The sequence below is a fragment of the Bacillus pumilus genome (assembly GCF_024498355.1).
Classification (GTDB): Bacteria; Bacillota; Bacilli; order Bacillales; family Bacillaceae; genus Bacillus; species Bacillus pumilus_P.
In genome coordinates, this window is record NZ_CP101833.1 from 2,812,370 (window position 1) to 2,837,030 (window position 24,661).

Genomic DNA, 24,661 nt, shown 5'->3' on the forward strand with positions numbered 1-24,661 from the left:
TAGGAGGAATAAACATGATCATCGGCATTCCGAAAGAAATTAAGAACAATGAAAACCGAGTGGCATTAACACCAGGAGCAGCTTCTCAATTGCTTTCAGCTGGACACCAGATTTTAATTGAAACAAACGCTGGTTCTGGAAGCGGATTCACTGATGACGATTATGTATCTGTTGGTGCAGAGATCCTTGATCAGGCGAAAGATGTATGGGCATCTTCTGATATGATCATGAAGGTAAAAGAACCATTATTTGAGGAATATCTATATTTCAGAGAAGGACTCATCTTATTTACGTACCTGCATCTTGCCGCAGAGCCCTCCTTGGCTGAAGCATTGAAACAAAAAGGCGTCACAGCCATTGCTTATGAAACGGTAACGGACGGAAAATCACTTCCCCTGTTAACCCCTATGTCTGAAGTGGCAGGCAGAATGGCCGCTCAAATCGGTGCACAATTTTTAGAAAAACCAAAAGGCGGGAAAGGCATTTTGCTCGCAGGCGTGCCAGGGGTATCTAGAGGGAAGGTCACCATTATAGGCGGCGGTGTTGTTGGAACAAATGCAGCGAAAATGGCCGTCGGACTTGGCGCAGATGTAACACTCATTGATTTAAACGCGGAGCGATTACGTCAGCTGGACGATCAGTTTGGTCATCAAATGAAAACGTTAATGTCTAACCCTGTCAACATTGCAGATTCAGTCAGTGAGGCAGACCTGCTCATTTGTGCCGTTCTAATACCAGGTGCCAAAGCACCGACCCTTGTGACAGAAGAAATGGTGAAACAAATGAAGCCTGGTTCCGTCATTGTCGATGTAGCCATTGACCAAGGCGGGATTGTGGAAACAGTTGATCATATCACAACACATGATCAGCCTACTTATGAAAAACACGGCATTTTACATTATGCTGTCGCCAATATGCCAGGCGCGGTACCGCGGACATCGACTGTTGCTTTAACCAATGTCACCGTTCCATACGCGCTGCAAATTGCAAATAAAGGCGCTGCAAAAGCCATCAAAGAAAACAATGCCATCGCAGAAGGCGTCAATGTGATGAACGGACATATCACATATGAAGCCGTTGCTCGTGATCTTGGCTATGATTATGTGCCTGTCAGTAAAGCCATTGATACATCTTCTATGACCGAAGCTTAATATCCAGCCCGCCCTTTTCAGGAGCGGGTTTTATTGTTAACCTAAAATAAAAACAGGTTGACAAAAAATCCTCTTCCCCTTAATCTATTTGTACAGATAAGACAGGGGGAAACATCATGCAAAAGAAGACAAGAACGGCTGACTTTGTGCTAGTCGGAATGTTTGCTGCACTGATGGCCATAGGAGCCAACATCACATCGATCGTACCATTTTTACAGGTCGGCGGGATTCCACTCACCATGCAGCCGTTTTTTTGTGTGCTTGCTGGTCTTTTGCTAGGCAGACGACTTGGCGCATTAGCCATGATTGTCTATGCCTTAGTTGGGATTGCTGGCGCACCTGTATTCGCACAGTTCTCCGCGGGCCTTGGTGTCATTTTAGGCAAAAGCGGCGGTTTTGTGTTATCGTACATTCCTGCTGCCTGGCTTGCCGGCTTCATTCTTGAAAAGAGACAACACCCTGGCTTTGGCCGCTTTTTGATTGCAGCCATTGCTGGAACGACCGTGATGTATGTGATCGGGACAACTTATACGTACATCGCGTTAAATGTTTGGCTGAATGCACCAATTTCTTATCAAACCACATGGTTCTTCATGATCTGGTTTATGGTCAAAGACTACGCTTTGACTATTGTCCTTGCGATGCTGGCTCCTAAAATTTATCGCTCTGTTTCAAAAGCTACATCCTTTCGAAAAGAACAAACAGCCTCATAAAGATCAAAAAAGGTTCCTCTCCATGGAGGAACCTTCATATTGTTGACAAAGGGCTAAAATGATCTTCATTTTAGCCCTTTGTCTTCTGTTCAGCGTGATAGAAAACCTTTGCAGTCTAGGAAGGACGAGTACCGGAGCGGAGCGAATTTGACATTCGTGAGCACCGGCACGCAGGACTGACACAGAATGCGAGGGTTTGTCTACACGCTGAAAGGTTCCTCTCCATGGAGGAACCTTTTCATGTTATAGGATAATTGCCGCAAACCATCCGAATAGGACAAGCGGAATATTATAAAAGACGAATGTTGGGACACAAGTACCCCAAATATGGTGATGCTGTCCATCCATATTCAGCCCAGATGTCGGTCCAAGCGTACTGTCACTTGCAGGTGAACCTGCATCCCCAACAGCCGCAGCTGAACCAATGATTGCAATGGTTGCCATTGGACTAAATCCTAAGTGTAAACAAAGTGGAACAAAGATGGTCGTAATAATCGGGATCGTTGCAAATGATGACCCGATGCCCATTGTCACAAGCATTCCAACCAGTAGCATTAAAATCGCCGCTACACTTTGACTGTTTCCGATGAACTGAGAAGAAGCTTTAACTAGTTCTTCAATATCTCCTGTTTTCGTTAATACGTTGGCAAATCCTGCCGCTACAAGCATCACAAAACCGATAAATGCCATCATATTCATTCCAGAAGTAATAAGCGCATCTGCTTCATCACGTTTCATCATTCCTGTGACAAACAGAACAAGAAGTCCTGCCAGTGCACCAAAAATCATTCCTTCGACTCCAAGGCTTTGAGATAAATAGAGCTGGACGATGAGTGAGACAAGGATCGCAAGCCCAGCAAAGAACAAGCTTTTTTTCGTGTAAGCTGATTTTTCTACATCCGTAATATCACGATTCTCATATGCTTTTGGCTTACGATACACAAAAAGTGAAACGATCAACCCAAGAACCATGCCCCCTACAGGAATCAGCATCGCATACGGAATGTCTGCTAAGTTCACTGTCAAACCTGCTTCCTTCATGTTGTCACGAAGCATCCCATGGAAAATCTGTCCAAAACCGACTGGAAGTAAAATATATGGTGCAGTGAGTCCGAAGGTCATAACACATGCTAGCAGTCTGCGGTCAATCTGAAGCTCGTTAAACACCTTTAATAATGGCGGGATTAAGACCGGAATAAAGGCAATGTGAACAGGAACGACGTTTTGTGAAAAACAGGATACGATCAAAATGACAAGAATGATGAGCACTTTTGATAATGTTTTTCTTCTTGAGTCGCCTTCTTTTCCTAGAAGTTTCACTGCTCCTTCGACCATGGCATCTGGAAGACCCGTTTTCGTCAGCGCCGCTGCAAAGGCTCCTAAAAGCGCATAACTAATCGCCACTGTCGCATTTCCACCGAGCCCGTCAGTAAAGGCTTCAACCGTTCCTCCAAGACCTAATCCGCCTACAAGGCCACCCGCTAAAGCGCCAAGTGCCAGCGCAATAACCACATTGACTCGCAGCAAGCTTAATATCAACATTAAAATAACCGCTATAACAACTGCATTCATGGTGAAACCTCCGAAATCCTTTAGTTTACTAATGTAGTAGATAATTAAAGTACCAACGTATGTTACCATAGAAAAAAAACTTCGTCAAATGGCGTATGTCCTACATAAAAAAAGCCCCGCCATCTGGCAGAGCCCTATCCTTTATTTCTTTGCTTCGAATCGTTCCACAAATGTCGCCAATGATCTCACCATCACGCCTGTTGCCCCTGTTGGCCCAAAGCATGAAGGTTTTTCTGTTGTCGCTGTACCTGCAATATCTAAGTGAACCCAAGGGGTTTCCTCAGCGAATTCACCAATGAAAGCACCTGCCATGATCGCATGACCATCTCGACCTGGAGAGTTATTGAGATCAGCCATTTTGCTGTTTCGCACTCGTTTTTTATCTTTTTCAGTGATCGGCAGCTGCCAAATCATTTCACCGCATTCTTCTGATGCTTCTTTAAACTGGGCATACAGTTCATCGTTATTGGTCATGACACCTGTTGTCTCATTTCCAAGCGCCACAACGACCCCGCCTGTTAATGTTGCAATGTCTACAAGAACAGAGGCACCATGCTGCTTCGCATACGTTACCCCATCTGCTAAGACGAGGCGGCCTTCTGCATCGGTGTTGAGTACTTCGATTGTTTTACCGCTCAGTGACACAATCACATCATCCGGCTTCATTGCGTCTGCCGAGATCATATTATCTGTTGAGGCAATGACAGCAATCACATTTTGCTCTGGGCGAAGCTCACCGATGATTTCCATCGCGCCTAAAACAGAGGCTGAGCCGCCCATATCCGTTTTCATGCCCACCATACCTGCTCTTGGCTTTAATGAATATCCACCTGTATCATACGTGATGCCTTTACCGACAAGACCGATGACATCTGTCCATTCTTCCTTGCCTTGGTATTTCAACACAATGAGCTTTGGTGGTTCTGTTGAGCCTCTATTGACGGCTAAAATACCGCCCATCCCAAGCTCTTCCATTTGTTCTTTATCTAAAATTTCAATCTCAAATTCGTATTTATACGCAAGCTCTGCCGCATAGGAAGCAAGATCAGAGGATGTCAGCATGTTCGGCGGCATATTCACAAGAGTGCGGGCCGAATTCACTGACTGTCCGTAGACTTCGCCTACTTTCAGACTTGCCTGAATTTCAGCTGTGTCATGATCCGTCGTTGCATAGACAAACTCGATAAAGCGATCAGGTTCATTCGTTTTATGTTTAAAATCTTGTAATTCATATGTAGCTAAGAGGCAGCTTTCAGAAAGGGCATGGGCTGCATCATGCACAGGCAGATCCTTTCCTACGAACGTATCAAGCAAGACCGAAACCGCTTGCTTTTTATCTTGATGAAGCTTTTTAAATAAATGCGCAAAGACTTCTTTTGCCTCTTCAAACGTGTAATCTGATTCCTTCCCAAGCCCGACAAGATAAATGCGTTTGATGCCTGTTTCAGGGGACGGGAAAAACTTCGAAAGCTGATTTCTTTTGGATGAAATATCGCCTTCTTTTAATAATTCAGTGATTCTTCCTTCAAGTAATTCATCTATTTCTTTTGCTTTTCCTGATAATCGGCTCTTTTGAAAAAGTCCGATGGCCAGTGTATCTTTATGTTTCAATTCACTTGTCGAGAAAAACATATTTATCACACGCTCCTTCAATGAACTCCATTTTTCACATTGGAACTTTTATTATATCAAAATTTGCGTGCCTATACGATCATTGCCAGCCTGCCTTCTCTTGAATGAGCAATTATATTTTGACACGCGGAAGGGCATCATGAAAAAGTGACGGTGCTCGATAGCAGTCTGTCCATGTTCTCCTCGTTCCACATCTACTTTCTTTAATGTTATAATGAACATGGACTTGGCAACATTTATTACTGCTATTATTTTTTTCATCTTACTAGGGGTAAACAGACAATCATTTCGCACGATATTTTTTCTTACAGAGAGGATGTTTCTTGTTCATGAGCGTACTGACGAATTTTCCGCTGCTTGCCAGCCTTGCAGCCATCTTTTTTGCACAATTTGTAAAAGTACCCATTCAATTTATCATTTCTAGACGCCTAGATTGGTCGCTCATTACAAGCACAGGCGGAATGCCAAGTTCACACTCCGCAGCAGTAACAGCACTCTCAACAGCAGTTGCTTTAGAGCACGGGCTAGGAACATCTATTTTTGCCATTTCCGCCATCTTTGCTATTATTACGATGTTTGATGCGACGGGTGTTCGCAGACAGGCAGGAGAACAGGCGACTGTTCTCAACAAACTGGTGACAGATTTCAACCATTTTGTTGCCGAAGCAAAGAATTTCCCAAGTGCGGAAGAAAAAGAGAAGCAAAAGAAATTGAAAGAGCTTCTTGGGCATAAGCCGATTGAAGTCTTCTTCGGCGGCTTAACAGGGATCTTGCTGACACTCATCTTAGATTATTACTTCATGTAGAAGCGAAAAAGCTTTGGACCTCAAATGGCCCAAAGCTTTTTTATTCTTTATTGGCTTGAAACTGCTGCCGGAAAACTTGCATCGATTCCGCTTCATTCAGCTGATTTAAGTCTTTTTCTGTTAAAGTCCCTTCGCCCTTTTTGATAATATAGACATCCAGCACTTTTTTACCCCATTCTCTATACACATCATCAACGGTTTCATAGTATAAATCAAGCTTATGACCTTTAATGGCTTTACCTGTATCTGCTACCACACCGTAGCCATAGTTTGGGATAAACAGCACGGTTCCAATTGGAAAGACAGATGGGTCCGCTGCCACTGTTGAATATAAATCACGTTTCACTTTGACGCCTGAATATGTAATGCCATATGCATGATGTTCCTTCGTTTTACCTGTTGATTCCACACCTGCTGTATAGCCTGTGGCAACGACCTTTTGCTTTGGATAGTCATTCCAATTAAACGCTTCTTCGAGAGAAGCAGCTCGCAAGTCATCGCTTTTGACCGCCATCGTTTGCCTTTTTTGATGTTGAAAAAAAGAAGATACTTGCGTGCCTACATCGGTCTCTTTCACCCATGCAGCTAGATCACTTGGTTCTACACCAGATATGCCCGTGAAGCTCGTCATCAATGCAAGCATAAAAAGGACTGTCATGAACAATCGTTTCATCCATGTTTTCATCTCTATTTGTCACTCCTCTACCCATCTATTTGTTTCCAAACAAAATGGAAACTATGCAAAGGAAAAACAAAAAAACCCACTTGCGTGTAAACAAGTGAGTTAAAACATTTGATACCCTCTTTTTCGAAGTGCATTGATGACAAAACCTGATGTAATGGCACCAATTAAGCCGCTTAATAAAATGATGATATCTGCCGCAGCGAGTGAGACGATGCGGTCTCCTATCCCTGAAAAGGCGATGCCAGGCTCTCTTACATATGTCACCATCTTTTGATTATTGATAATGAAAAGGCATACAATTGGATATAAAATTGCCATAATCCATGACATTCTTAGCAGCATATTCAGCAAAAAGCCAATGCCGAAAAATAACACGAAAAATAAAATAACTGAAATGATAACAACTGGTAAACTGATCACTTCATCTCCACCCCCAAATATCCCATCATTAGTTTAACTTGGAAATAGAGATGAAGTCAATCAATGGAAAAGGCAGATAGATTAATGCTTCTTTCCTGTCCCTTTACATTCCTCACATGTTTCAGAGCCGCCGAGCAGTAGCTGAAAATATCCTTTTCCTGAACAATATTGACAGGCTGACGTCTTTTCTTTTGTTTGTGCCTTCATATGGCTCACCCCTTAGTCTAAATTTTCTGATAATTTATCATAACACATTTTTCTGTCCAGTACCAAGTGAGAAAATATTCCGTATTTCATAAAAAAACGTGTATCACGAGGATACACGTTTTCGTCTATTACGATTTAGAAGAACTTGAACTTTCCTTTTTTCAGAACAAGTCCTGGTCCGCCAACCATGAATAAAGAACGGTTGTCGATGATTTTCTTCATTGCAGAAGCTTTTGTCCCTTGAAGTTTTTTACCAAATGCAACACCTACAGCGTCGTGTTCACCAAGAGAAGCAACTGTTCCTTTGATGTCTGGCTTAAAGCTATCAAGTGTTCCACCTTTTACTAGTGCTGCAAGGTTTTTCGCTACTGTCTCACCTTGCTGCATTGCAATTTGTGCTGTTGGTGGGTATGGGCGGTTGATTTCTTCATTGATGATCAATGAGCAGTCACCAATGATGAATACATCTTCATTCTCTGGTACACGAAGATCTGGAGAAACTTTTACGCGGCCGCGCATGTTTTCAAATCCAGCTTCTTCAACGATAGGGTTACCGCGTACACCTGCAGCCCAAACAACGGTTTCAGCTTTGATTTCTTCCGTATCATCGTCTTTTCCAACAATGATGCCTTCAGGCGTACATTCTTTGATCGCTGTACCGATTTTGAACTCAACACCTTTACCTTGAAGGTAGTTCATCGCATAGTCGATCAATTCAGGATCGAATCCTGGCAGAGCTGTTGGCGCAGCTTCTACACAGATAATACGTACGTCTTTTTGATCAATATCATATTCTTTGCACAGCTCTGGCACACGGTTTCCAAGCTCACCAAGGAACTCAATACCTGTGAAGCCCGCACCGCCGACAACGATTGTCAGACGCTCTGGACGCTTTTCAGCTTCAGTGTTATACGTCGCAAATTGAAGCTCAATGTGCTCACGAAGCTGACGAGCAGAGTTGATGTTAGAGATGGAGAATGCATATTCTTTCAGTCCTGCGATGCCAAATGTTTCAGGAACAGCACCAAGCGCGACAACAAGGTAGTCGTAAGAAAGTTCGCCATCTGATGTCACAACTTTCTTTGCTTCCTTATCAATGCTTTCAACTGTTGCTTGTACAAAGTTGACACGGGAACTGTTAATCACATCTTTGATTTGATAACGACAGCGGTCATGATGAAGTGTACCTGCACTTGCTTCATGTAGCCATGTCGTTTCGTAATGATAATTATGCTTGTTCACAAGAGTAATGTCCGCATCATTTGTGCCAAGCTGTTTTGTTAATCTTGTTACAGTCATTAATCCGCCATAACCTGCACCTAATACAACGATTTTCGGTTTATTCACTGGAATCACATCCACCTTTTTTAAATTTGCTGTAAAACGGATAAAGAATTACATATCGTTATTCTCAACCGCTTTCCGGCATTTTATGAAATTTAAACAAAAAAATATGTATGTGAAAATCTGAACTTTCACCTACAAAAAACGAAAGCATTTGACCGTATCCGACAAAAATTCATAAAAAATTAATATTTAGTTCCCTTAACAATAATAGCGAGTTCTGCTCCTTTTTTCAAGGCTTTAAACTGAAAATCCTTATGATAAACGGTCTTTCTCACTTTTTCCTCTTTTTCAAAGCACCGGCATCAAAAAACGACAAGTTTTTCAAAACAAGTCAGACGACGATATGTGGTATGATATGATATAGTGATAACAATTTTCATTTGGGAGGATTAAAGGAATGCAAGAAGATTCTAAGGTATATGACATTACCGTTATCGGGGGCGGCCCAGTTGGGTTGTTTACTGCATTTTACGGAGGCATGAGACAGGCAAGTGTGAAAATCATTGAAAGCCTTCCTCAGCTCGGCGGTCAACTATCCGCTCTTTACCCTGAAAAATACATTTATGATGTGGCAGGTTTTCCAAAAATCCGCGCACAAGAATTAGTTGATAACTTAAAGGAACAAATGGATAAATTTGAACAAACCATTTGCTTAGAACAAGCTGTTGAAACGGTTGAAAAGCAGGCAGATGGTATTTTTAAACTTGTCACAAATCAAGAGGTTCATTATTCTAAAACGATCATCATTACAGCTGGCAACGGTGCATTCCAACCGAGAAAGCTTGAACTTGATGCAGCAGAATCATTTGAAGGCAGCAACCTGCATTACTTCATTAATGACTTGAACCAATTTGCCGGCAGACGTGTCGCTGTTCTTGGCGGTGGAGACTCTGCGGTGGACTGGGCACTGATGCTTGAGCCAATTGCAAAAGAAGTATCCATTATTCACCGCCGCGATAAATTCCGCGCGCATGAGCACAGTGTAGAAAACCTGCACAACTCGAAAGTCAATGTGCTGACACCATTTGTGCCTACTGAGCTCATTGGTGAAGACCGCATTGAACAAATTGTGCTTGAAGAAGTCAAAGGCGACAAAAAACAAGTACTTGATGTGGACGATGTGATCGTCAACTTCGGTTTTGTTTCCTCCCTTGGACCAATCAAACAATGGGGCCTTGAAATCGAAAAGAACTCCATCGTCGTCAAATCCACAATGGAAACAAACATCGAAGGCTTCTATGCAGCAGGAGACATCTGTACGTATGAAGGAAAAGTCAAATTGATTGCCAGCGGATTTGGTGAAGCACCAACTGCTGTAAACAACGCAAAAGCATACATGGACCCAAAAGCCCGTGTACAGCCTCTTCACTCCACAAGCTTATTTGAAAACAAATAAGGACGGATTAAAAAAAGGAGTTCCACCAGCGGAACTCCTTTTACGTTTATTTAAAAACCCCAATATAGGCATTCGCCATCCCAAGTACCATTGCAGCAAGCAGCACCACAACAATCCCTGCCACAACCAAAATCACCCGATCCTTCACACGTTCCTTTTTCGGAAGCGGCTTGTCTATCCCGCAAGATGGACACGTTTTTGAACGATACGGAATCAGTTCATGACAGTTCCTGCAATTGATTTGTTCACTCAATCCTCAGCAACCTCTTTTCTGACTACAGTTTATGTTTGATTCTCATGATACTCTTTTCAAGTGGAAATAGCCAGTTGTGAGAGCAAGCTGTAACAAAATTGAGCGATTTACGAGACAAACATATCTCTTATGAATTCGCTGCCTCAAACATGTTAAACATCATTCCACATTCAGAGAACAACGATCATCAAGTTAAATCATCAATCAACAACCCATTATTTAAAATGTGTGAATTTTAATTGACCCTAACGTAACGTTATATTTTATAGTGGATACTATAAGGAGATGGCTAGATATGAAAGTAAAAGAAGTCGCTGAATTGTTTGGTATTAGTATTCGTACACTTCATCATTACGATCAGATTGGTTTATTGATACCAAAAGAAGTCACTGATTCTCGTTATAGGCTCTATTCAGAAGAAAACCTTGAAACATTACAGCAGATATTATTTTTCAAAGAACTTGGGTTTCCCTTGAAGGAAATCAAAAAGATGATGCACAATCCTTCATTTAACAAGGAAGAAGCTTTTACCTTACAAAGAAAAATGTTAATAGAAAAACGAAATAAATTCAATAAAATGATTGAAAATATTGATAAGACGCTACAGCATTTGATTGGAGAAACTAAATTCACCTATAAAGAAAGGTTCCAGATTATGAACATGAAATTAAATCAATTTGAAGAAGAAGCTCGTCGGCGTTGGGGAAATCAAACTATTGATGAAGTAAGCTCAAAACTAAAGGATTTGTCTAAAGAGGAACAAATTGACTTATCCGATAGCTGGGATAGGATATTTAATAACCTAGCCTCCCTTCGCAATCATTCCCCTCAATCCAAAGCGGTACAAGTCGCAATCAAAGAATGGTATGACTTTTTAAACGAAAACTTTAGTCACTACTCTTTTGATGCATTTTACGGATTAGGTCAACTCTACATTCAAGATGAACGTTTTACAAAGTATATAGATCGATATGGCGAAGGCTTGGCTTCATTTATGAGCGAAGCGATGAAAGTCTTTACTACTCTTCATAAAAGGGGGCATAGCGATGAAGATTATGATTGAGAATACAATCGATCAATACGAAAAGTTATTTTCAATGCAACACAATAAAGAACATTTTTTCCGATACACCATGATGAAACCTTTTGAAAAGATGTGGAATATGATAAACGTTCCGTTAAAAGCTAAACAGCAAAATGGCTATGATGTAATAATGGCAACCACCATGCTTGGCTATCTTGATATATCAGATACACAAACTGGGCGACAGGCATTAAAAAGATTACAAGAAATTCAATCTCTTCAAACAGCAAATATTACCTTGCATCATTGTATGGATTTTATAAAGAAACACAACCTTCTTATTAATGCTGATGAATTGAGGTTTGGCCTATATATAGCTGATTCGAAGAAGCTTGAACTGCAAAAAGGATATTGTGGTTTTGGAGGAATTCCAGGGTTTATTCAAGTATCATTATATCCAAATTCATATAATATCCCACGAATTCCTGCTATCATTGCACATGAATTCCATCATAATATCCGCTTTTCCTATTTTGAATGGGATTACGGAAACGTGACAGTTGGAGATTACTTAATTATAGAGGGTTTAGCTGAATCATTTGCAAAAGAACTTTATGGTGGACACCTTTTAGGACCTTGGGTCACTTCTTTTGATAAACAGGACTTAGAATATTCAAAAGAAGTGATTAAAGACGCTTTACATACGAAAGGGTTTGCTGAGGTTAGTAGTTATATGTTTGGTGATACCATTGCCAAAGAACAAGGCTATCAACCTGTCGGATTATCACCCTTTGCTGGTTATGCAGTAGGTTATCAAGCTGTACAATCTTTCATGAAAACCAATAACGTAGGAATTGAAGAAGCTACATTACTTGGTACAGATGAAATACTAAGAAATTGCGAATTCTTTTTCAAGTAAATAACTTTACTAAGAAGGACATTACTGTGTGAGTTAAGTAATGTCCTCCCATTATGATGATATCTAAAGCAATGGGAAGAAATTTTCATACGCTCTTCCTTTTTCTGCTCAACTGTCGAGATTTCATCAGTTGTTTTTTCATAAACTTGAATTCTTTTTCTTGTTATATTTTTCTACACGCATCCAATCTAATCTCTTCAAGAGAAATTGTTGGAAAACCTAGTTGAAATTTAGTGACTTTAAAAAACCTCCTCGAATAAATGATTTATTTGAGGAGGTTTTAAATATTAAAGATTGATTTACAAAATTAATCAATGCCAAAACCCTTAACACTCTTCCGGCGAACCGGTATTCGTGGCTGTTCTGAAAGAAGAACCACATCCACATGACGCAATGGCGTTCGGATTGTCGATGGTGAAGCCGCCGCCCATTAGTGATTGTTTGAAATCAATGATGGTTCCGTTCATGATATCAAGGCTTTCAGAGTCGACCAGGACTTGGATCCCGTGCTGTTCAAACTGTGTGTCTTTCTCCGAGACTTCATGGTCAAAGCCCATGCCGTACGAAAGACCGCTGCAGCCGCCGCCTTTTACGCCCACTCTTAGGAACGCATTTTCTTCTTCATGCTCTTTCATCATATCTTTAATCTGCAGTGCAGCAGCTTCTGTAATGGTTACTGGTGTACTCATGATCATCCCTCCTTTTGACTGGATGTTTCTTTTCAATTATAAACGTGATGGTGCCTTTTCTCAAATAAATGGTTTAGAGATAAAATGTGCCGTCACAAATGGTTTCAGCAGGTCCTGTCATGAGCACATGCCCATTGTCTTTCCAGCGAATGATGAGATCTCCACCTGCTAAATGAACCGTCATGTCCGTTTCTTTTTTCGCATGTCCATTTATAATGGTTGATACGGCCGCAGCACAAGCCCCTGTGCCACAGGCTTGTGTAATTCCAGATCCTCTTTCCCACACACGAAAATGCAGCTCCGTTTCACTGACGATTTCAACAAATTCCACATTGACGCCCTCTGGGAACGTCTCGTGCTTTTCAATGATCGGTCCAAGTGTATCGAGCGGAGCTTTCTCAATGTCCTCTAAATTAAAAACGATGTGCGGGTTACCCATTGAAACGGCCGTTCCATTTAAAGTCGCGGTGCCAAAATCAAGCGGCTCATTGATCGTTGTGCTGCCTGGCTCGCCCAGCATTGGCATCGCTTCTTTTTCGAAACGTGGTTTTCCCATATCTACTGTGACTAACTGAACGTGATCATCTTTGATATGGACAGTAGCTTCAACGAGTCCTGACAATGTCTCAATCTGGAACGTCGTGTCTGTCACAATCTGATGCTCATACACATATTTTGCGACGCAGCGCAGCCCGTTACCGCAGTTTTTCCCCTCTGATCCATCATTGTTGAAAATGCGCATTTTCACAGGTGCAACATCTGATGGGCAAATGAGAATCATCCCGTCAGAACCGATTCCTGTATAAACAGAAGAAACACGGATCGCCATCTCTGATAGCTGCTCTTCTGGAAGCTGTTCCTTCATCTGATTGACGTAAATATAATTATTTCCTAGTCCGTGCATTTTCGTGAATTGAAATGATGTCATGAGCTTCCTCCATAAATGTTGTTTCTTATAGTATAAAAGGAGTCGATTCAGGAGACAATCTTATCATCCCCCGTTTTTCATACATAGAAGCTCTTTGCTGCCATGGCAAAGGGCTTTTATTATGCATATGCCTCTTTTTCAATCGTGTGATGCTTCATTTTGATGATATTTTATTAGCATAACATATTGGATGCGCTTTCTATTCATTCTCCTTAAAAATGGAAGCTGAAAAGTGTAAAAAAATGCACCTCATGACCCATGTGGTGCACCTAAAACATCTCATTTTCCTCTATAAAAGCATAAATACGCTCGACTAGCTGCTCTGCATTTTCTCCTGAAACAAATTCTCCATTCACAAGTGCGAATGGGGAGTCCATGCATTTGCCGCAGTAGCTTAAACAGCCGTATTCCATTACGTCTAGGTTTGGGTCTTTTTCAAGCTTCTCTTTTGCTTCTTGCGACCCTTGTGCAAGATTGCTTACACAAAATTCGATCAGTGGGAACACTTTGCTTCACCTCACATTGCTTTACCATCCTACCGAAATTCCTTCTATTAGTCAAAACATGAGCTCCACCTGTATCGTTACGCCTATTCCTCGTAAAATGTTTTACTATTTAGGACTAACTAATGAATATGTAGGTTATTTTGAAACAATTATTGTGGTTTCACAGTAAATTCGATATAATTTTATTTGGTATTTTAACTTAAAGTTTTTTAGTATAAGTGTTTTTCAATGTCTAGGGGGAAAAGGAGAATCGTCATGAAAAATTTAGTCTTGATCGGCGGAGGTTACGGGAATATGCGGGTTCTCCACCGCTTATTGCCAAATCAATTACCTGATGATGTTACTATCACATTAATTGATCGAAATCCTTACCACTGTTTAAAAACAGAATATTATGCACTTGCTGCTGGAACGATCTCTGATCATCACATTCGAGTATCTTTTCCAGAGCATCCGAAGCTGGATATTCAATATGGGGAAGTAGAAAAAGTTGATATTGAAAACAAACAGATCTTATTCAGCGACCGTGAACCCATTCCATATGATGACACGGTGATTGGACTCGGCTGTGAGGACAAGTATCATAATGTCCCTGGTGCAAAAGAACATACATACAGCATTCAAACCATTGATCAATCAAGGCATACGTATAACAAATTAAACAATTTGAGTGCGGGCGCAACGGTTGGCATTGTCGGGGCTGGACTTAGCGGGGTAGAGCTAGCCAGTGAACTGCGAGAAAGCCGCACCGATTTAAACATTATTCTTTTTGATCGTGGAGAACTGATTCTATCAAGCTTCCCAAAAAGATTAAGTTTATATGTGCAAAAGTGGTTTGAAGAAAATGATGTACAGATCATTAACTGCGCCAATATTACGAAGGTTGAAGAAGGCGTTGTTTACAACCATGACGACGCAATTGAAGCAGAAGTCATTGTGTGGACAGCAGGCATTCAGCCAAGCAAAGTGATAAGAGACATGGATGTTGAAAAAGACGCACAAGGCCGCGTCGTATTAACTCCTCATCACAATCTCCCTGAAGATGAGCATGTATATGTCGTGGGTGATTGCGCAAGCTTGCCGCATGCCCCAAGTGCACAGCTTGCCGAGGCGCAGGCAGAACAAATTGTCCAATCTCTACAAAAACGCTGGAAAAACGAGCCGCTTCCTGAGGCTTATCCTCAGTTTAAGCTAAAAGGGGTACTAGGCTCTTTAGGGAAAAAAGCCGGCTTTGGCTTAGTTGCGGATCGTCCACTTGTTGGCCGTGTGCCAAGACTCCTAAAATCTGGACTTCTTTGGATGTACAAGCATCACAATGGCTAAGCTCATGTGATTTTTTTCTCAAAGCTCCTTTCTTGAAGAAGGAGCTTTTTTCTATGAAACGGCATGTGCCGATGGATTGGTCAATTTGATCGGAGCAAGGGCAAGTATGCAGTCTTTACGAAAAGTTCTCATTGTCTTCTTCGATAAACAATACGCTTGTATGAGCTGTTCCGTTTGACGGTGTACAATGATTTTTCGCTTTGTGCACTCTCCGTTTTTCTTCATATAAATCATGTCAATCGGTATTTGCTGATGAAGAGATTGTTTCAGTAAATAATTCATGATGCTCACGCTCCTTTCATTCCATTATATACGAACAAACGTTCTTTTTCAACATAAAAAGAACATTTGTTCTATTTATTTTCTCAAAAAAAGAACAGCTTATTCACTGCTCTCTTTGTACCCGTATTTCTCCATTTCTTGATAAATGTCTTTTAATTTCGGATTGCCCTCTCCAACAATTTGATCCTCCACTAGGACAAGTGGATAAAAGAATTCATCATCAAGAATTCGTTCACACAATTCCTTTTGGCGTTCGTTTTCTGGCGGGTGCTCAATATCAATATATGTGATGCGAAACGGCTGATTCGGATATTTTCGTTTTAACGCTGCATCTAACCACTCAAATGTATCTTTTGAAGAAGGCAGATTCACGCAGCTAGCACACAGGACATCTCTTCCATATACATAAAGATCAACGGTTTGGTTCATTTGACAAGCCCCCTATTCTCCTTTATTTTAGCTGAATTTTCTGTATGAAAAAAGTCAAAATCACTTTTTGTTTCAAGGTGAGATTGTGCTATAATGAGAAGGAAACTTTGAAACCAATCAATAGATTTTTATCGTCCAGATGAATATAATGGTGATATGTTGTGAAAGGAGCGATTATATCTAATGACTGAAGTCGAAATGAAAGACCAAGTACAGGAAGTACTGGACAAACTTCGTCCATTTCTATTACGTGATGGTGGAGACTGTGAGCTTGTAGACATTGAAGATGGCATTGTCAAATTACGTCTTCTTGGTGCTTGCGGCAGCTGCCCAAGTTCAACCATTACACTGAAAGCCGGTATTGAGCGCGCATTATTAGAAGAAGTGCCTGGCGTTGTAGAAGTTGAACAGGTTTTCTAATTCATATATGACATGAAAACGACCCAAATCGGGTCGTTTTTTTCATTAGGATAACTTTTCTTTAAACCATTCTTGAATAAAGGTCAGTCTTTGAATGCGCTGTCCCGGGTGGCCGCTTCTGGATAAATCATGAGATGCCTTCGGGAATTTGACCAATCTTGTGTCTTTCCCAAGCTCCTTCAATGCCACAAAAAGCTGCTCTGCTTGATCGACTGGACAGCGATAATCTTCATCGCTGTGCAAGATGAGAAGCGGCGTGTTCACCTGTTTCACATACTTAAGCGGCGAACGATCCCATAGCTTATCAACCGAATCATAAATATCCCCATCAATCTGCCACCTTGTAAAGAAATAACCGATATCACTGATGCCATAAAAACTAATCCAGTTCGAGATGGATCGCTGTGTGACGGCTGCACGAAAGCGGTCTGTCTGTCCGACAATCCAGTTGGTCATAAAACCCCCATAGCTGCCGCCGGTCACTCCGAGTCTCGTTTCATCAAGAAAATCATAGGCTTTTAGCACATGATCAACAGCCAGCATGACATCCTCATAATCAACATCACCATAGCTGCCTCTCACACGGTCGGTAAACATCTGTCCGTACCCATGACTGCCATGAGGATTGACATACACAACGGCAAAGCCTTCAGAGGCGAGCATTTGAAATTCATGAAAATACGTTTGACCATACATCGCATGCGGTCCGCCATGAATCTCTAGAATAAGCGGATATTTCTTCCCGTCTTCCATCTGGGAAGGCTTCATGAACCACCCATGTACATCGTCGCCCTCTTTCGACTGAAGCGAAAATGGCTCCGGTACTGAGAGGACATGCTCCTTGAGAAAGGTAGCATGCTCGAATGTGATTTGCTTTAGTGATGTTTCCCCTAATGTCAGCTCATACAGCTCACTTGGTGTGACGGGGGACAGCCGGCTCAGCAGCAATTTTGATTCATCTGGATGAAGGCTGAAGTTCGTAATATGTTCTGCCTCTAGTCGAACAGGGTAGGCTAAACCTTCAATGGAAAAATAATAAATTCCTGTACTTCCTTGATCAGAGACAAGCGCATAAAACCCTTGACTATCTTTTGTCCATTGGGGAAGCTGATTGGCTTCACCCATGACACTATCCCCTGCCATACAGTTGCCCACATACATATCGAGCATTTCTGATAGCTGGATGGCCCTTTCTTCCTTCAGGTCATACAGCCATAATGATGGGAAAGTTGCATTTTGAAATTCGCGCTCATGTCCAATGACCAAAAGGCTTTCTCCATTTGGAGAAAAAGATACGCTTGAGTAGGCGCCGGTTGATTGTGTGATTTTGCTTGATGTACCATCCTCTAATGAGAGAAGACACACATCACTTATATAAGGTATCTGAGGATTTGTTTGAATATAGGCGAGCCATTTTCCGCACGGAGAGACCACATGATTTATATGATGATGCTGCTGGCTTGTAACAGGCTGTACCTCGCCTGAACGGACATCCACTTGAACGATCTGCGTCAAACGCCCATCTAAAAATCCTCTTCCATCTGCCTTATAAGTCAACTCATCATATACTGCCGGAGCAAAGTCATCTCGCTCCTCCTTTTTTTCATCATGAACAGATTCTGTTTGTTTTAATGACACACCCGCATAAAGGAAAGTTCCATCTGGTGAAAATACAGGATGAGATACCCCGTAAGGAATATTCGTTAAGGTACGCACGCCGCCTCCTTGACTCTGCATGAGTGCCAGCTGAGGAACTTCCTTTGGCTTTTGCAACATAAAGGCAAGCTGCTTACCGTCTTTTGACCAAACAGGATGATGGTGCTTTCCATCCTCAAATGTCCATTGAGACAGCTCATCTGTCTCTTCATCTCGAACCCATAAATGGATATTGTAATCATCCTTTTTCTCATTCACAGTGACTTTTGTAAAGACCGCCCTTTTTCCATCTGGCGAATAGACCGGATGAGAAACAGAAACAATCTTCGTTATATCTTCAGCAGTTATCAATTTCTTCATGAATGTATCTCCCCCTTTTATGTATAAAAAATAGTTCGATCCTCTAAATAATAATCCCTGCTTCTGCCCTTAAAAACAAGTATAAAAAAGAACGTGCGTATTCACCGCACGTTCCAGATTGTTGACAAAGGGCTAAAATGATCTTTATTTTAGCCCTTTGTCTTCTTTTCAGCGTGATAGAAAGCCCTTGAAGTCTAGGAAGGACGAGTACCGGAGCGGAGCGAATTTGAGATTCGTGAGCACCGGCACGCAGGACTGACACAGAATGCGAGGGTTTGTCTACACGCTGGAACGTGCGTATTCACCGCACGTTCTACACTTGATTGACAGGATGATGTTCGACGACGACACCTTCTACTGGAACCGTCAGCAAATCTACTTCGCAATGAGGGAAATTTTGAGCAAGCTGCTCTTTCAGCGCGTCTCCCTTCCCTTTTTCAACTAAGGTAAGGATCGTCGGCCCGGCACCGCTTAAAGCTGTTCCATACGCTCCTTTTAATGAAGCGACATGCTCCACCTTCGACAGCTCTGGGACAAGCATGGTGCGATAAGGCTGATGAAACAAATCTTTATTCATCATCTCCCCTACAAGCGGCCAGTTCTGCGTCATTAAGGCGGCGACAAGGACGTTACTCACCGCACTCGCACTAACGGCATGCTTATAGGAAAGATCCTCTGGCAGGACATCACGGGCATCCTTTGTTAACACTTCATAAAAAGGAATTACGACCACTACATCTATGTCTACATGCTGCACTTTGACGGCATGTGTCTTTTCTTCTTCATGAAGACCGATGAGTAAACCACCAAATAGCGAAGCACCAGCATTATCTGGATGACCCTCTACCTCACTTGCAAAAAAGAGCTTCTGATCATCTGACAAATTTAATTCAAGCAGCTGATTGGCAAGCTCAATGGCGGCCACGATGGCGGCTGCACTGCTGCCTAGCCCCCGAGCCAATGGAATATCACTCCACACTTTGACATGAACAGGCGGGAGTGTTTTTCCAAAGTCATCTGCGACCTTTTTGGCTGTTTGATAAATCAGATTGTCGGTGCCTGATGGAATACCAGACACGACATCTGTTTCTGCTTCAAACAGCCAGCTATCATGGCCATAGACCGATAGCTTTAAGTAGCGGCTGAGCGCCATTCCGACTGAATCAAAGCCTGGTCCTAAGTTGGCAGTGCTTCCCGGTACTGTGATTGAAAAAAGCATGGAGGCTTCACTCATACGCGTGCGGCCTTTTCTAAATGTTCGAGAATTTGATCTTCATCTGCATCGAGTGTGACCGGTTTGATGTGTGAAATATCAATCGCCGTATTCGGATCTTTCAACCCGTTTCCTGTTAATACAGCGACCACTTTACTGCCTGGCTTGATTTCTCCAGATTTCACCTGCTTTAGTACGCCCGCAATGGACGCACATGATCCTGGCTCTGCAAACACCCCTTCTTCACGTGCAATCAATTGATACGCATGAAGAATTTCCTCGTCTGTCACTTCATCAATTTTTCCGTTTGATTCATCGGCGGCTGCCACAGCTTGCTTCCAGCTTGCTGGATTTCCGATACGAATGGCTGTTGCTACTGTTTCTGGCTGCTCAATTACTTCATTTCGAACGATCGCTGCTGCACCTTCTGCTTCAAAACCGCGCATCACAGGCAGCCCAGTACCTTTTTGCTCATGATATTCTTTGAACCCTTTCCAGTAGGCTGTGATATTCCCTGCATTTCCAACAGGAATCGCCAGTACGTCTGGCGCAGAGCCTAGCTGTTCACAGATTTCAAATGCCGCTGTCTTTTGTCCTTCAATTCGGTAAGGATTAACGGAGTTAACGAGTGCAATCGGCGCTTTTTCACAGATGCTGCGGACAATTTTAAGCGCATCATCAAAGTTGCCGTCAATGGCAATGATCTCTGCTCCGTACATCACAGCCTGCGCGAGCTTACCGAAGGCAATTTTCCCATCTGGAATGATGACAATACATTTCATATCAGCGCGAGCCGCATAAGCCGCAGCGGCTGCAGAGGTATTTCCTGTCGAAGCACACATGATCGTATCATTGCCTTCTTCTTTTGCCTTTGCGACTGCCATGACCATTCCTCGATCTTTAAAAGAGCCCGTTGGATTGACGCCCTCTGTTTTCACATGCAGCTCAATCCCTAGCTTTTCAGAAAGCTTGGCGAGGTGGATCAGCGGTGTATTCCCCTCATTTAATGTTAGTTTTGGTGTATGTTCGTTTACTGGTAAGAATTCTTGGAATTCTTCAATGAGTCCATTCCACTTCATCAGCTTAAACCGTTCCCTTCTACTCGGTACGTGCTCTTCACCTGAACCACCACGTCGAGATCGTTTAATTTTTGCAGGATATTTGAGAAATCTTCTTCTGAAGTCTGATGTGTAATAATCACAATTTCAGCCAGCTCATCATGCCCTTTCACAGGAAGCTGAAGGATCTTTTCAAAGCTGATGCCTCTTTCAGAAAAAATAGATGTAATCCGGGAGAATGCCCCGACTTGATCTCTGACATGGATTCTTAAGAATTGCTGAGCAAATACTTCCGATGATGATTTGATTTTCTTCTCAAATTGCGCTGCGATAAATCCGCTTCCGTTCACGCCAAGACGCATATTTTTCATCACTGCGACTAAGTCAGATACAACAGCTGTTGCCGTTGGCAGACTTCCTGCTCCAGGTCCGTAAAACATCGTTTCTCCCACAGCACTTCCGTAGACATACACAGCATTGAATTCATTGTTGACGGATGATAGTGGATGATGATCAGGGAGTAAAGTTGGCTGTACACTGACCTCCACTTTCTCTCCGTCTCTTTGGGCAATACCGATCAGCTTCATTGTATAGCCAAATCGTTTGCTGAAATTAATGTCCTCATCAGAGATTTCAGAGATGCCTTTGACCTTCACATCTTCTAAATCAACATTCATCGAAAAGCCAAGTCTTGCAAGAATGGCCATTTTCCTTGCCGCATCCAGTCCTTCTACATCAGCTGTTGGATCTGCTTCTGCAAAGCCGAGATCTTGCGCTTCTTTTAATACATCCTCATATGCGCTTTTATTGACATTCATTTTCGTTAAAATAAAATTCGTTGTGCCGTTCACGATACCCATCATCTTTGTGATTCGATCAGAGGCTAATCCTTCCTCCAGTGTACGAAGAATCGGAATTCCTCCGGCGACACTTGCTTCATAATAAAGATCACAGCCATTTTCTTTCGCAACATGCAAAAGCTCCGTTCCGTAAAGTGCCATTAAATCTTTATTGGCTGTAATGACATGTTTCTTCTCGTTTAACGCATCTATTAAATATTGTTTTGTATCTTCAATGCCGCCCATCACTTCAATAATGACGTCGACCTCTGGATCTCTAATCACATCGTATACTTCAGTTGTGAAGACCTCTCTTGCTACATCCACATCTCTTTTTTTGTCGGGATTGCTCACAAGCACTTTTTGTATTAATACGGGACAGCCGATCTGGTGCATTAATTTATCCTGATGATCTTGGATAATCTTAACGACACCGCTCCCCACTGTTCCTAATCCTAATAGTCCAACTCGAATTGCCTTCACCTGAAATTCCACCTTTCTCCGTAAATGTCCTCTCTAAAAAGACATTTGTTAACCTAACACAGACATTCAATGTACACACATTATAAAGGGGTATCCTCATTTTGACAAGGTAATAAAATATGAGAATGTAAGAATGAAACCGCTTAACAGCTATTTATATCAAGATTCTATATTTTCAAAATATTTTTGTGAGAAAAGCTCCCGAAAGTCGGGAAGCCTTAACATTATGGATGAACCGGCGTTTTGGCCTGCTGATCTTGTAAGACAAGCGCGATATTTTCAGCACATAAATGCATCATCGTTTTTCTCGTTTCAACACTTGCGCTTCCGATATGAGGAAGAACCGTCACGTTAGGTAATGTCGTTAACGGATGAGCCGGGCTGACAGGCTCCTGACTAAATACATCGAGGCCTGCTCCTGCAATTTTCCCTGTTGTGACAGCCTTATATAAAGCATCCTCATTCACCGTCTGCCCTCTTGATACGTTGATAAAGTAAGCCGTGTTCTTCATCTGATCAAAAGCTTTCTCATTAAACATTTCTTTCGTTTCCGGGGTTAAAGGGGTCAGACAGACGATGAAATCAGACTGTGTGAGCAGTTCATCAAAGGTGGCATAGGTCACACCTAACTGCGCTTCTGCCTCTGGCTTTCTTGAACGGTTATGGTAAAGCACCTTCATATCAAAGCCCGCTGCCCGCTTGGCAAGTGCTGTTCCAATACTGCCCATTCCGACAATTCCAAGGGTTTTGTGATGAACATCGGCGCCGGCAAGAAGAAGCGGTCCCCAGCCTGTCCATTTTCCTTCCTTAATCCAATCACTCGCCTCAACAATCCGTCTAGCTGATGCCATCAGCAGGGCAAAGGCTAAATCAGCTGTGGATTCTGTTAATACGTCTGGTGTATTACACACTGTGATACCATGTTTTTTAGCTGCTCCAAGATCAATATTGTCATAGCCAACAGCAAGGTTCGCCACCACTTTTACATTCGGGGCATTTGATAAAAGTGCCTCGTCCACTTGATCTGACAGCATTGTGAGAAGCCCATCAGCCTTAGCAGATTGTTTTTCTAACTCTTCTCTTGGACATGGCTCCTCCTCGCTCGGCCACATCTCAATATGAGCGACTTCTTTTAATGGTGTAAGTGCTGCTTCATCCAGCTTTCTTGTGATATAGACATAAGGTTTCGTCACGAAGAACACTCCTTTGGTTGATTTCTTTAAGCATAACGAAAAACGCCTCAAGAGAAAAGAGACGTTTCGTCTGTTCACTGAAACTTCAAATCAGCGGATGGTTGAATCCATCCAACAGCCGGAATGAGGCTCCCGCCGCTTCGCATGGCACTCATCTCTTGAAAGACCTTCAGAAAGTATTCATAGCGGTTGGCATCATTTAAGACGTAATCTAACCGCTCTTCATAATATGATTTTTCATTCTCTCCAGACATGTAGTAGCCTTCCACAATTTCAAAATAATGAAGCGGGAACAAAAGGCGGCTGTATAACAATCGCTTTGAAAAGGATGAAAGGGGTGTCACCTGCTCATATTGCTGCAGAAAGGAAAATCCTTCTTCAATTAAATCTTCCTTATGCTGTACAAAGGTTTCTCTTAAGTATTCGGCAATGTCCCGGGTTGGATGATCAAAGACCCAATCAACAGGTAAACGAAGCGGCTGCTCATGTGGCCATGTCTTACGTGAAAAGCGCTGATGACAAACAGTGCCTGAGTCACATTCTCTCGGTTCATCATCAAGCTCTGTATCAACTAAATATTGAATGGCATTTTCCGTTAACCCAAGATAATACGGAAAAGATTCAATGAATTTTTTTTCAAACCGTTCAAGCGGTTTTTGATGCATTTGCTGCATCCAAAAGCCTTCAAGCTGATCTAACCGTTTTGCCCATAATTCCTTCCAGGCTCCCACCCGTTTTGTTTCAGACACCTCATAAGGAAACCCTCTTCCCCTTACATGAAAGGCCGCCAGCTCTGACGCATGTTGAAACGAGCGGCTTGTAATCGGCGGTGCTGCCTTGAATAAGGCGTACAGCTCCTTTCCATGAGTAAAGGTCGGTTTCTCTTCATTCGTTAATTCAAACACAGCGACGTATGGGTCACCCTCATTCAGTAAATACTGACTAATATGATAAAGCTCTGTGAGTTCTTCTTCTCGCAAATGAGACACAGGAACAATGAGGAAGAGAGCCTTCGCCGTTTGAAAGCTCTGATAGCTGCCATATGGCATCAATTGACGAACATCAATACCAAATGTGTGATAAATGGTTTCTTTCATGTTTTCACCTGCGTTCATATGATCAGTCCTTTATCATATCGTAGTCGCAGGTTGAGAGAT

Annotated in this window: 25 protein-coding genes and 1 pseudogene; 8 read left to right on the forward strand and 18 right to left on the reverse strand. The window is 42.2% G+C overall.

Annotated features, from left to right (window positions below; genetic code table 11):
* Positions 1 to 14: 14 nt before the first annotated feature.
* Positions 15 to 1,151, forward strand: a complete 1,137-nt coding sequence (gene ald / locus NPA43_RS14430) for an alanine dehydrogenase (protein ID WP_256498992.1) — start codon at positions 15 to 17, stop codon at positions 1,149 to 1,151.
* A 116-nt stretch (positions 1,152 to 1,267) separates the two neighbouring features.
* Entirely contained in the window at positions 1,268 to 1,864 is a 597-nt protein-coding gene (locus NPA43_RS14435; RefSeq protein ID WP_099727065.1) for a biotin transporter BioY, read from the forward strand.
* Between the two features lie 243 nt (positions 1,865 to 2,107).
* Here NPA43_RS14435 and NPA43_RS14440 read toward each other — a convergent pair whose 3' ends face one another.
* Both NPA43_RS14440 and NPA43_RS14445 read right to left on the reverse strand, forming a co-directional pair.
* A complete protein-coding gene (locus NPA43_RS14440) occupies positions 2,108 to 3,436 on the reverse strand; it encodes a Na+/H+ antiporter family protein (protein ID WP_099727064.1) in 1,329 nt (442 codons plus the stop codon).
* A 141-nt stretch (positions 3,437 to 3,577) separates the two neighbouring features.
* On the reverse strand, positions 3,578 to 5,068 hold the full coding sequence (locus tag NPA43_RS14445) for a leucyl aminopeptidase (RefSeq protein WP_256499685.1): 1,491 nt from the start codon (positions 5,066 to 5,068) through the stop codon (positions 3,578 to 3,580).
* A gap of 329 nt (positions 5,069 to 5,397) precedes the next feature.
* Between NPA43_RS14445 and NPA43_RS14450 the strand changes: the two genes are divergently transcribed.
* Positions 5,398 to 5,874, forward strand: coding sequence for a divergent PAP2 family protein (locus tag NPA43_RS14450; RefSeq protein ID WP_099681780.1), 477 nt, complete (start codon positions 5,398 to 5,400; stop codon positions 5,872 to 5,874).
* A 40-nt stretch (positions 5,875 to 5,914) separates the two neighbouring features.
* Here the strand turns inward: NPA43_RS14450 and NPA43_RS14455 are convergent, their stop codons facing one another.
* The 4 genes from NPA43_RS14455 to NPA43_RS14470 form a co-directional block, all read right to left on the reverse strand.
* The gene (locus tag NPA43_RS14455) at positions 5,915 to 6,559 is read right to left on the reverse strand and encodes a 3D domain-containing protein (protein ID WP_099727062.1); all 645 of its coding nucleotides are present in this window, start codon (positions 6,557 to 6,559) and stop codon (positions 5,915 to 5,917) included.
* Between the two features lie 99 nt (positions 6,560 to 6,658).
* Positions 6,659 to 6,979, reverse strand: coding sequence for a YuiB family protein (locus NPA43_RS14460; RefSeq protein WP_099727061.1), 321 nt, complete (start codon positions 6,977 to 6,979; stop codon positions 6,659 to 6,661).
* Positions 6,980 to 7,060: 81 nt separating this feature from the next.
* Positions 7,061 to 7,186 carry a YuiA family protein gene (locus NPA43_RS14465; protein WP_180275503.1) on the reverse strand — a complete coding sequence of 42 codons (126 nt, stop codon included), beginning with the start codon at positions 7,184 to 7,186 and terminating at the stop codon, positions 7,061 to 7,063.
* A 135-nt stretch (positions 7,187 to 7,321) separates the two neighbouring features.
* Positions 7,322 to 8,539, reverse strand: a complete 1,218-nt coding sequence (locus NPA43_RS14470) for an NAD(P)/FAD-dependent oxidoreductase (RefSeq protein ID WP_180275505.1) — start codon at positions 8,537 to 8,539, stop codon at positions 7,322 to 7,324.
* Positions 8,540 to 8,930: 391 nt separating this feature from the next.
* On the opposite strand from NPA43_RS14470, the gene yumC reads away from it, so the two are divergent.
* Entirely contained in the window at positions 8,931 to 9,929 is a 999-nt protein-coding gene (gene yumC, locus NPA43_RS14475) for a ferredoxin--NADP reductase 2 (RefSeq protein ID WP_099727059.1), read from the forward strand.
* A 46-nt stretch (positions 9,930 to 9,975) separates the two neighbouring features.
* Here yumC and NPA43_RS14480 read toward each other — a convergent pair whose 3' ends face one another.
* Complete coding sequence (locus tag NPA43_RS14480) at positions 9,976 to 10,182, reverse strand: hypothetical protein (protein WP_099727058.1); 207 nt, start codon at positions 10,180 to 10,182, stop codon at positions 9,976 to 9,978.
* Positions 10,183 to 10,477: 295 nt separating this feature from the next.
* Here NPA43_RS14480 and NPA43_RS14485 point away from each other — a divergent pair, with 295 nt between their 5' ends.
* Both NPA43_RS14485 and NPA43_RS14490 read left to right on the forward strand, forming a co-directional pair.
* A complete protein-coding gene (locus NPA43_RS14485) occupies positions 10,478 to 11,245 on the forward strand; it encodes a MerR family transcriptional regulator (RefSeq protein ID WP_230030793.1) in 768 nt (255 codons plus the stop codon).
* On the forward strand, positions 11,229 to 12,125 hold the full coding sequence (locus tag NPA43_RS14490; RefSeq protein ID WP_230030792.1) for a DUF2268 domain-containing putative Zn-dependent protease: 897 nt from the start codon (positions 11,229 to 11,231) through the stop codon (positions 12,123 to 12,125). Before NPA43_RS14485 ends, NPA43_RS14490 begins: the two co-directional genes overlap by 17 nt.
* Before the next feature lie 326 nt (positions 12,126 to 12,451).
* Here the strand turns inward: NPA43_RS14490 and erpA are convergent, their stop codons facing one another.
* The 3 genes from erpA to NPA43_RS14505 all read right to left on the reverse strand — a co-directional run bounded on the left by erpA (position 12,452) and on the right by NPA43_RS14505 (position 14,248).
* Positions 12,452 to 12,814: an iron-sulfur cluster insertion protein ErpA gene (gene erpA / locus NPA43_RS14495; RefSeq protein ID WP_099727057.1), complete on the reverse strand. Its 363-nt coding sequence runs from the start codon at positions 12,812 to 12,814 to the stop codon at positions 12,452 to 12,454.
* A 73-nt stretch (positions 12,815 to 12,887) separates the two neighbouring features.
* Positions 12,888 to 13,742 carry a diaminopimelate epimerase gene (gene dapF / locus NPA43_RS14500; protein ID WP_256498993.1) on the reverse strand — a complete coding sequence of 285 codons (855 nt, stop codon included), beginning with the start codon at positions 13,740 to 13,742 and terminating at the stop codon, positions 12,888 to 12,890.
* A gap of 269 nt (positions 13,743 to 14,011) precedes the next feature.
* Positions 14,012 to 14,248 carry a YuzB family protein gene (locus NPA43_RS14505; RefSeq protein WP_230030790.1) on the reverse strand — a complete coding sequence of 79 codons (237 nt, stop codon included), beginning with the start codon at positions 14,246 to 14,248 and terminating at the stop codon, positions 14,012 to 14,014.
* Positions 14,249 to 14,503: 255 nt separating this feature from the next.
* Here NPA43_RS14505 and NPA43_RS14510 point away from each other — a divergent pair, with 255 nt between their 5' ends.
* On the forward strand, positions 14,504 to 15,571 hold the full coding sequence (locus NPA43_RS14510) for an NAD(P)/FAD-dependent oxidoreductase (RefSeq protein WP_230030789.1): 1,068 nt from the start codon (positions 14,504 to 14,506) through the stop codon (positions 15,569 to 15,571).
* Positions 15,572 to 15,622: 51 nt separating this feature from the next.
* Here NPA43_RS14510 and NPA43_RS14515 read toward each other — a convergent pair whose 3' ends face one another.
* A complete protein-coding gene (locus NPA43_RS14515) occupies positions 15,623 to 15,853 on the reverse strand; it encodes a WYL domain-containing protein (protein ID WP_099727053.1) in 231 nt (76 codons plus the stop codon).
* A gap of 99 nt (positions 15,854 to 15,952) precedes the next feature.
* Positions 15,953 to 16,282: a YuzD family protein gene (locus NPA43_RS14520; RefSeq protein WP_099727052.1), complete on the reverse strand. Its 330-nt coding sequence runs from the start codon at positions 16,280 to 16,282 to the stop codon at positions 15,953 to 15,955.
* A 120-nt stretch (positions 16,283 to 16,402) separates the two neighbouring features.
* Here NPA43_RS14520 and NPA43_RS14525 point away from each other — a divergent pair.
* A pseudogene (locus tag NPA43_RS14525) lies at positions 16,403 to 16,702 on the forward strand (NifU family protein).
* Positions 16,703 to 16,747: 45 nt separating this feature from the next.
* On the opposite strand, the gene NPA43_RS14530 reads toward NPA43_RS14525, so the two are convergent.
* From NPA43_RS14530 to yutH, 6 genes are all read right to left on the reverse strand, one after another.
* Entirely contained in the window at positions 16,748 to 18,718 is a 1,971-nt protein-coding gene (locus NPA43_RS14530; RefSeq protein WP_256498994.1) for a S9 family peptidase, read from the reverse strand.
* 313 nt (positions 18,719 to 19,031) lie between these two features.
* Entirely contained in the window at positions 19,032 to 19,952 is a 921-nt protein-coding gene (thrB, locus tag NPA43_RS14535) for a homoserine kinase (RefSeq protein ID WP_099727050.1), read from the reverse strand.
* Positions 19,949 to 21,010 carry a threonine synthase gene (gene thrC / locus NPA43_RS14540; RefSeq protein ID WP_230030786.1) on the reverse strand — a complete coding sequence of 354 codons (1,062 nt, stop codon included), beginning with the start codon at positions 21,008 to 21,010 and terminating at the stop codon, positions 19,949 to 19,951. The genes thrB and thrC overlap by 4 nt, the downstream gene beginning before the upstream one ends.
* A complete protein-coding gene (locus NPA43_RS14545) occupies positions 21,010 to 22,311 on the reverse strand; it encodes a homoserine dehydrogenase (RefSeq protein ID WP_099727048.1) in 1,302 nt (433 codons plus the stop codon). Before NPA43_RS14545 ends, thrC begins: the two co-directional genes overlap by 1 nt.
* 224 nt (positions 22,312 to 22,535) lie before the next feature.
* Positions 22,536 to 23,504, reverse strand: a complete 969-nt coding sequence (locus NPA43_RS14550; protein ID WP_249704878.1) for a 2-hydroxyacid dehydrogenase — start codon at positions 23,502 to 23,504, stop codon at positions 22,536 to 22,538.
* 74 nt (positions 23,505 to 23,578) lie between these two features.
* Positions 23,579 to 24,619: a spore coat putative kinase YutH gene (gene yutH, locus NPA43_RS14555; RefSeq protein ID WP_099727046.1), complete on the reverse strand. Its 1,041-nt coding sequence runs from the start codon at positions 24,617 to 24,619 to the stop codon at positions 23,579 to 23,581.
* Between the last annotated feature and the right edge of the window lie 42 nt (positions 24,620 to 24,661).